Source organism: Mesorhizobium sp. B3-1-8, assembly GCF_006439495.1.
Lineage (GTDB): Bacteria > Pseudomonadota > Alphaproteobacteria > Rhizobiales > Rhizobiaceae > Mesorhizobium.
The window spans coordinates 19607-27062 of record NZ_VFTK01000058.1 but is presented as its reverse complement, the minus strand read 5'-3'; the positions used below and the strand labels follow the sequence as shown (position 1 = coordinate 27062).

General features: G+C 64.2%; 8 protein-coding genes. 2 read left to right on the top strand and 6 right to left on the bottom strand.

The window, feature by feature from the left end; genetic code table 11:
• Positions 1 to 182: 182 nt before the first annotated feature.
• The 3 genes from FJ424_RS31935 to FJ424_RS31925 all read right to left on the bottom strand — a co-directional run bounded on the left by FJ424_RS31935 (position 183) and on the right by FJ424_RS31925 (position 3263).
• Positions 183 to 1301: a GH25 family lysozyme gene (locus tag FJ424_RS31935; protein ID WP_140659977.1), complete on the bottom strand. Its 1119-nt coding sequence runs from the start codon at positions 1299 to 1301 to the stop codon at positions 183 to 185.
• A 153-nt stretch (positions 1302 to 1454) separates the two neighbouring features.
• On the bottom strand, positions 1455 to 2240 hold the full coding sequence (locus FJ424_RS31930; protein WP_140659978.1) for a phosphodiester glycosidase family protein: 786 nt from the start codon (positions 2238 to 2240) through the stop codon (positions 1455 to 1457).
• A gap of 150 nt (positions 2241 to 2390) precedes the next feature.
• Positions 2391 to 3263 carry an undecaprenyl-diphosphate phosphatase gene (locus tag FJ424_RS31925; protein WP_140659979.1) on the bottom strand — a complete coding sequence of 291 codons (873 nt, stop codon included), beginning with the start codon at positions 3261 to 3263 and terminating at the stop codon, positions 2391 to 2393.
• A 205-nt stretch (positions 3264 to 3468) separates the two neighbouring features.
• Between FJ424_RS31925 and FJ424_RS31920 the strand changes: the two genes are divergently transcribed.
• A complete protein-coding gene (locus FJ424_RS31920; RefSeq protein ID WP_140659980.1) occupies positions 3469 to 4398 on the top strand; it encodes a hypothetical protein in 930 nt (309 codons plus the stop codon).
• 19 nt (positions 4399 to 4417) lie between these two features.
• Here the strand turns inward: FJ424_RS31920 and FJ424_RS31915 are convergent, their stop codons facing one another.
• The 3 genes from FJ424_RS31915 to FJ424_RS31905 form a co-directional block, all read right to left on the bottom strand.
• Positions 4418 to 4630, bottom strand: a complete 213-nt coding sequence (locus FJ424_RS31915; RefSeq protein WP_140647475.1) for a hypothetical protein — start codon at positions 4628 to 4630, stop codon at positions 4418 to 4420.
• A gap of 129 nt (positions 4631 to 4759) precedes the next feature.
• Positions 4760 to 5155: a GFA family protein gene (locus FJ424_RS31910; RefSeq protein ID WP_140659981.1), complete on the bottom strand. Its 396-nt coding sequence runs from the start codon at positions 5153 to 5155 to the stop codon at positions 4760 to 4762.
• A gap of 117 nt (positions 5156 to 5272) precedes the next feature.
• On the bottom strand, positions 5273 to 5521 hold the full coding sequence (locus FJ424_RS31905; RefSeq protein WP_140647477.1) for a ParB N-terminal domain-containing protein: 249 nt from the start codon (positions 5519 to 5521) through the stop codon (positions 5273 to 5275).
• Positions 5522 to 5815: 294 nt separating this feature from the next.
• On the opposite strand from FJ424_RS31905, the gene FJ424_RS31900 reads away from it, so the two are divergent.
• Positions 5816 to 7456 carry a N,N-dimethylformamidase beta subunit family domain-containing protein gene (locus FJ424_RS31900; RefSeq protein ID WP_140659982.1) on the top strand — a complete coding sequence of 547 codons (1641 nt, stop codon included), beginning with the start codon at positions 5816 to 5818 and terminating at the stop codon, positions 7454 to 7456.

The following is a 7456-nucleotide window of genomic DNA, read 5'->3' as shown; positions in this document are numbered from 1 at the left end:
GCGCAACGGCGCAGAATTCTGAACCGTTGCAACGCGTTGATGTAACGGCATGGATTCCAGGGTCTGCGCGCGTCGCTTCGCTCCTTGCTCCGCCCGTGGATGACGAAGGCGTGCGATGCCCGATTCTTCAACGGAGCGGCCTTCCCTGGAGCACTCCTCTCCGGCCGCCTCCAGAAGAAATCCTAATCCGCGTCGGCCACCATCTGCCCGCCGCCCAGCCAGGCGCGCCACTGGCGCTCGTCGCCATGGAAGACGTTGAGGTCGATGCGGCCGCTGACGCCATGCGACAGGCCGGAGCCCGAATACTGCCAGAACAGCCACCTGCGGCCAGGATAAACCTTCGTCGGATGCGCCGCCACCGCGCGCAGCCAGAAGGGATAATCCTGGAAGGCGCCGCGCAGATTGTCGCGATAGAAGTCGGGGCTGGTGTAGATGATGGGCCGCTGGCCGTAGTGGCGCTCCAGCTTGTCCATGAACACCTGCATCTTCTCCAGCACCTTTTCGCGCGAAGGCCGCCGCTTGCAGGAGGAATCGCCGTTCCACTCGACGTCGATGACCGGCGGCAGCGCGCCGTCGACCTTCGGCACGTTGCGGATGAACCAGTCGGCCTGCTCGCCGGCGGTGCGGCACCAGTAGAAGAAATGATAGGCGCCGCGCTTCAGCCCGGCGGCATCGGCGTTGCGCCAATTCTTCATGAACATCGGGTCGAGATGATCGCCGCCGTCGGTCGCCTTGATATAAGCGAAGTTGGCGCCCTGGGCGCGCAGCTTCTGCCAGCTGATGTTGCCCTGCCAGCGCGAGACGTCGACGCCGTGAACGGCAAGATGGCGAGGTGAAGAGCGGCCGAAATTGATCGGCTTCGCGTCGCGGAACGCATAACGGGTGACCGGGCCGGCGAGCATAGCAGGCGCCGCGCGCGACAGCCGCTTCGGCGGCGAGACGAGCGCTGCCTCCTGCACCGGCGGCTCGACGCTGTCCGGCAATTCGGTCGCGGGAAAATTCACCGTCTCCTCCTCGGCAAGGCCGAAGGGGCGAGTGTCCTCGTCGCCGGGGCTCGCGTTACCCTCGTCGAGCAACGGCGCTGGCGGCTTGATGCGCGCGGCGCCCGACATCGACGCGGTCTCGACGGTTCTTTCGGTGACCGCGGTCCTCGCGCCCTTCGATACGGGCGCGCTCGGCCGCACGACCGAGCTCGTCGTCTCGTTGGACGGCATCTGCAAGGCATCGACGCCCGGCGTGGACGAGCAGCCGGCAAGGCAAAGCGATGCGAGCACGAAACTGACGACGCCAAGAATCCGCATCTTTGACCTGTACGCAAAACAAAACAGACCGAAGGCAGGAACAGCGCCGCCGGAACCCCCATTCCTAATGAGAAATTACCAACAAAGTTTGAATCAAAATTTACTTTTGGCGCGACCGGATGATTCGGAGCAGCGCCGAAGGGAGCTTCTCGGCTAGCGCCTGAACACGCCGATCATCGGCCCGAGATTCCAGAAATCGTCGTTGCGGCCGATCGCGGGCGCATAGAGGCTCGAGATCGAGCCGTCGAGGAAGAGCGCGTTCGGGCAGCCGAGCTGGTCGCGGAAAAGCCGCGCGAATTCGTGAAAGGTCACGACATCGTCCGAGATCGCGAAGACCGCGACCCCGTCAGCGCGCACGCCAACGCCGTCGCGGATCTTGCGCGAGGTGCCGTCGTAACGGAATTTCGGATGCAGCTTGCCGTCGACGACCAGCATCGGCCCGGACTGCGTAGCGTAATCCACGCGCGGCGGACGCTTGAGGTAGTCCTTGGTCGCGCGAACGCCGGCCTTGCCGGCGCTGAGATAGAAGATGCCGTTGGGCTGCATGGAGAAATTGCCGGACCCCGATCCGGTCTTCGCCGACGTGATCTGCTCGCCGCGTTCGACATAGAGCCCGACCGGCGCGAGGTTCGGATGATACATGCCGGCATTGATGCCGAAGAGCAGGGTACGCCCCGTCGCCTGCTGCGCGCTGCGCAGATTATGCAGCGACCGGTAGAAATCGCCGTCCTTGTTCTTCCAGAACAGCTCGATGGAAAAATGCTCCGGATCGGCTTCGCAGACCAGATAGGCCGCGTTCTCGAAGGTCTGGTTGCGGCAGGGCGGCAGCGCCGCCAGCCATTGGCCAATGCCCATGCCGGCGCCGATTGCCGCCGGCGCCGCCGATTTCACCAGCGTCGCCAGCAACAGCAAGGATTGCAGCAGAGTCACAAGATCCATCAGCGCACCCGAGCGTCGGCGTCGATACAGCGGATTGGGTCGAGACCTCTAATGCATGTCGCGCAAAAGTGGCCTCGGTTTTGCGACAACGACATGCATCAAGCAACGGCCTAAAGCGCGTCGCGTGAATCCGTTTCGACGCGACGCGCTTTAGACAAGCCAGCCAGTGGCGACCCCGATCAGCAGCACCACGCCGAGCAGGCCGCGATAGATGACGAACGGCCAGGCGGAGAAGCGCTCGAGCACCCGCATCAGCCCCCATATCGCGAAGAAGGCCGAAATCGAGGCGACGACGAGGCCGACGGCCAGGATCGACCAGCCATGCGCGTCGAGATGCACCTTGTGCAGTTCATAGAGCTCCTTGAGGCCGGCCAGCGCGATGGCCGGCAAGCCGAGCAGGAACGACAGGCGCGCCGCCTCCGGCCGGGCAAAGCCCAGCCCCATCGCCGCCGTCAGCGTCGAGCCCGAGCGCGAGACGCCGGGAATAAGCGCGCCGACCTGGGCGATGCCCACCAGCAGCGCGTCGAGGATCGATGCCTGGCGCAGCACGAGCTTGTGGCTGGCGAAGATTTCGGCGAGCGCCAAAAGGATCGCCATGGCGATGCAGGCCCAGCCGATGACGGCGAGCCCGCGCAAGGGCGAATTGCAGGCGTTGAGCACGCCGGAAAGCGCAAGGCCGGCAATGACGATCGGGACGGTGGCAAGCACGATGCTGATCGCGAGGCGGAAATAGCGATCGCCGAAATCGCGGCGCGAGATCGCCGACAGCGATCCGAAGACCACGTCCCTGACATCGCTCCAGAAATAGCTGATCACCGCCGCCAGCGCCGCCAGCTGCATGGCGGCAGAGAAGGCCGAGCCGGGGTCCTGCCAGCCCAGCACGGCCGGCACGATGCGCATGTGCGCCGTGGATGAGATCGGCAGCAATTCGGTGATGCCTTGCACGATGCCGAGGAACGCCACCTTGGCGTAACCCAGGCCGACAAAGCCGGTATCCAGTCCTTGCGTGCAGACGTCGGTCATCCCGGTCCTTTCCCCGTGCCCCGGCCGTCATCCGGGGCAAAAAGTGAATCGTCATCGAAAGCCCATCGAGGACAGGCTTAGCCTCACGACAGCGTGATTCCAACTCACGGATTTGTAAGGTGCCGCTAATCCTGCTTGACAACAGGCGACAGCATATTATTCTCCACTAATCTTACACTGTAAGGCAAATCGGAGGAGCATCCCCATGTCGACCGCCGCCCTCTCGGAACTGCAGCCAGTCGTGCCGCCGCAAACGCACGTCCCGGACATCGGGATCGAGCCGGTGTCGCGCGATTTCAGCCGCGCCATCGAACGCGCCGAAGTTGCTGCCTGGCTCGACCTTTACGAGGCGGCGCCCGCGGATTTCGCGGCACGGCAAGGCTTGTCGATCGCCAAGGACGGCGACCTTGTCTGGACCACCTGCACGACGATCCCGTTCATCCATTTCAACTGCGTGAAGAATATCGGCGTCGATGGCCCGGCGACGGAAGAACAGGTCGATGCGCTGCTCGCGCACTACCGCGCGGCCGGCATCGTGCGACCGTGGTTCTATACCAATCCGCACACCGAGCCGTCGCGGCTGAGATGCTGGCTGGAAGCGCGCGGGATGCAGCAGCAAAGCGGCTGGGAGCGCATCTTTCGCGACGCGACGCCGCTGCCGGACGAGCCGCTTTTCCCGGGCGACCCGCTGATCCCAGTCGACGATCTGGCGATCGAGGAGGTCACACCCAAGACAGCTTCGGAATGGGCTTCTTTCATCGATGCCAAATACAGGCTTCCCACCTCGCCCTGGCTCACGGCGCTTGTCGGTCGTAAGGGCTGGCGTCATTACATGCTGAAACGCAAGGGCGCGGTCGCCGCCGTGCGCTCGCTGTTCATCTCAGACGGCGCCGCCTGGAGCGGCATCGACGCCCCAGTGCCGGGAATCATGGCGCCGAGCTTCGATCTTGATGCCATGCTCGGCGAAAGGCTGGTTCGCGACGGCATCGCTGCCGGCGCGAAACTGTTTGTCGCCGACATCGAGGCGCCGCGCCCCGACCGCGACGGACCGGCCTATCGCAACTACGACCGGCTCGGCTTCAGGCTCGCCTATTTGCGCAGCCACTACAGTTACTTACCCGCGAATTCGAGCTGACCATTTCGGCGGAGTTGCCTCAACGGTACAACCACTGCTTCAGGCAGCTTCTTGCCACAACATGCGCTGGCGGCACCGAAGCCTGGTCGATGCGAGAATCCTCGCCCGCCCTGTCGCGAGCCTTTTCCAGAAGCAGGCGAAGCTCGGCGGGGCGCACGCGGTCGCGCGCCATCACGAGCTGGACCATCGGGTCGTTCAAAAGCTCGTCCAGGGTGTTGATGCTCTCGCTCATCCGTCGCCTCCTCGATGCCTTCCCGCATGGCGCTTAGATAGGCAGCCAATGATGGCCCGCCAATGACGCTTTGCCGGCTATCTCGTGAATCCAAGATGAAATTTTTGTGCAGGCCTGCGTCGCAATGACTCAGGCCGGCGGCGCGCCTTCATGTTGCGGCAGGCCATCGTCAAGCATCAGCCAGGGCTGCTTCGAAGCAGTCCAGAAATGCATGTCGGGCTTGAACAGCGACGGATCGTCGAGCGAGCCGGACGTGACGCCGAGAATGCCCCTGGAGTCGCGGCGCGAAAACATCGTCGTGCCGCACACAGGACAGAAGCCGCGCTGGAGGTCGGGCGTGGAATTGATCGTCGCCACCGGCCCCTCGATCGTCACATCGTCGATGCGGAACAGAAGCCGCGCGTTGAAGGCGGCGCCGATCGCCTTCTGGCAGATCCGGCAATGGCAAACCCGTTCGTTGACCGGCTCGGCATCGGCCCGATACCGCACCGCGCCGCACAAGCAACCGCCCTCATACTTCGCCATGATAAGCATCCTGTTCGCGAGTATCGGAACGCTCTAGCCGCCGGCATGGCGGCGTCAATCAAAAAGCTTTGATGGGACGCGATCGCTAACGGTGATAGGCCGGCCCCGGACGAGAAATCAATGGCGCTTGGCCTGGACGAGATAGGCGTCGATCGTGGTCTCGCCCAGCCATTTGGCGGCTTCGAGCCGGTGCAGCCCCTCGACCAAGACGTGACGCTTGCCGTCGTGCCGCACCTGGATCGGCGTCTTCATGCCGTTTTCGAGAATATCCTCGGCGAGATGGCGCACGGTTTCGGGGTGCAGCGTCTTGCGGCGCGCCGTCGGCACGTAGATGTCGTCGACCTTGACCTTTTGCACCCGCAGCATGCCGGCTCCCCGTGGGAAATCTTGCGCCAGGGTCTGTCGAGATTCAGGTCAGGCCGAGCCGGGAAAGGCGGTTCCCGAGAACCGGAGCGGAGCGTACTTGAAGTACGTGAGCACCGGAAGCGCGGGAAATTGCCATTCGCAGGCCGGCCTCGCCTGAAATATCGATGGACCCTAGGATGAGATAGTCCGTTTGCCGGACATCGCCAAGCGCAAGTGCGGGCTGGCCCGACGCTTTCCATTTGACGCTTGGCCGGCCGATGGTCTCAATGGCGGCCTCGTGATCTCAGGTGTTCCTTGACGCAACTGCCCACCGAATTCCCCGATTTCGGGCTGACGCCCGAGCAGCGCCGCGAGGCGGTGCGCGGCCATTACTACGAATGGCCGGGCATGGATGGCTCGAGCGGCGAGATCTGGTGCTACAGCGGCCGCTTTTCCTATCGCCCGGGCGAAACGGTGACGTTGCATGTGAGTTCGACGGCGCCGCAATTCGGCATGGTCATCGTCCGCGATGGCGGCAACGAGACCAAGGTCTTCGAGAAGACAGGCCTGTCGGCGCGCTGGCAGGACACGCCCGACCAATGCTCGGTCCAAGGCTGCGGCTGGGAGGCGTCGTTCGAATTCCGTGTCGGCGACGATTGGCCGTCAGGCGCCTATCGCGTGACGCTCTCGGCCGAGGGCCGTGGCGGCAAGCCGATCCACAGCCAACATCTCTTAATCGTCATACCCCTGCCCGGACGCAAGCCCGGTCGCCTGCTGCAGGTCGCCGCCACCGGCACGTGGCTCGCCTACAACACATGGGGCGGCTCGAACCACTATCAGGGCATCACCGGCGCGAACCGCGACCAATACGCGACGATGGTGTCGACGCAGCGTCCCTGGTGCCGCGGCTTCATCGTGCTGCCCAAGGATGCGCCGCGCGTGCCGCTCGAAGTCGCGGTGCCGCCGAAGGCCGTGCCGCGTTACCCGCATATGGAATGGGCTTTCGCCACCGGACATTCGAAGAAATACGCCTCTTCCGGCTGGGCGAGCTATGACAGCCATTTCTTCCGCTTCGCCGAGCGCGCCGGCTATGCGGTCGACCTTGCCAGCCAGCACGACTTGCATTTCTTACCCGAAATCCTCGATGGTTATGACTGCGTCGTCTTCGTCGGCCACGACGAATACTGGACCTGGGAGATGCGAGACGCGGTCGACACCTATGTGACCAGCGGCGGGCATGCGGCGCGCTTCGCCGGCAATTTCATGTGGCAGACGCGGCTGGAGGACGAGGGCCGCCGCCAGGTTTGCTATAAATACAAGGCGCGCGCGCAAGATCCCGCCTATCGCGGCGGCGATGTCACCCGCGCCACCAATTCCTGGGAAGCGCCCGAGATCGGCCGTCCGGGCAGCGCCACCTTCGGCCTCAATGCGACGCGGGGCGTCTATGCCGGCTGGGGCGGCTGCGCGCCGCGCGGCGTGCGCGGCTTTCCCGTCTACCGTCCAGAGCACTGGGCCTTCGCCGGCACCGGCATCTATTATGGCGACCTGCTCGGCGCCGACGGCCATGTCTATGGCTATGAGGTCGACGGTCTCGATTTCGAGATCCGCGGCGGCCTGCCCTACCCGACTGAAACCAGCGGCGCGCCGGATGGCTTGCAGGTGCTGGCTGTCGGCATGGCGAGCCAGGTCGAGGAGAGCGCCGACATCCCGATCGAGGACCAGTTCCTCACCGACGAGGACGGACGCTTCACCGCCGAAACCTTGTTCGGCGAGGCCAGCGACGCCAATCTCGACAAGGTCAAGCGCGGCAACGGCATGATCGTCAATTTCCCGCGCGGCAAGGGCGAGGTGTTCCATGCCGGAAGCTGCGAATGGGTCGCCGGCCTGCTAAGGCAGGACGCGATGGTCGAACGCGTGACCAAAAATGTTCTCGACCGCTATCTCGGAAAGTCCTGA

What these genes read in the sequence shown, in the direction of transcription:
- FJ424_RS31935 (WP_140659977.1), bottom strand. Translation starts at nt 1,301, where the DNA reads ATGCGGATTCTTGGCGTCGTCAGTTTCGTGCTCGCATCGCTTTGCCTT.
- FJ424_RS31930 (WP_140659978.1), bottom strand. Translation starts at nt 2,240, where the DNA reads ATGGATCTTGTGACTCTGCTGCAATCCTTGCTGTTGCTGGCGACGCTG.
- FJ424_RS31925 (WP_140659979.1), bottom strand. Translation starts at nt 3,263, where the DNA reads ATGACCGACGTCTGCACGCAAGGACTGGATACCGGCTTTGTCGGCCTG.
- FJ424_RS31920 (WP_140659980.1), top strand. Translation starts at nt 3,469, where the DNA reads ATGTCGACCGCCGCCCTCTCGGAACTGCAGCCAGTCGTGCCGCCGCAA.
- FJ424_RS31915 (WP_140647475.1), bottom strand. Translation starts at nt 4,630, where the DNA reads ATGAGCGAGAGCATCAACACCCTGGACGAGCTTTTGAACGACCCGATG.
- FJ424_RS31910 (WP_140659981.1), bottom strand. Translation starts at nt 5,155, where the DNA reads ATGGCGAAGTATGAGGGCGGTTGCTTGTGCGGCGCGGTGCGGTATCGG.
- FJ424_RS31905 (WP_140647477.1), bottom strand. Translation starts at nt 5,521, where the DNA reads ATGCTGCGGGTGCAAAAGGTCAAGGTCGACGACATCTACGTGCCGACG.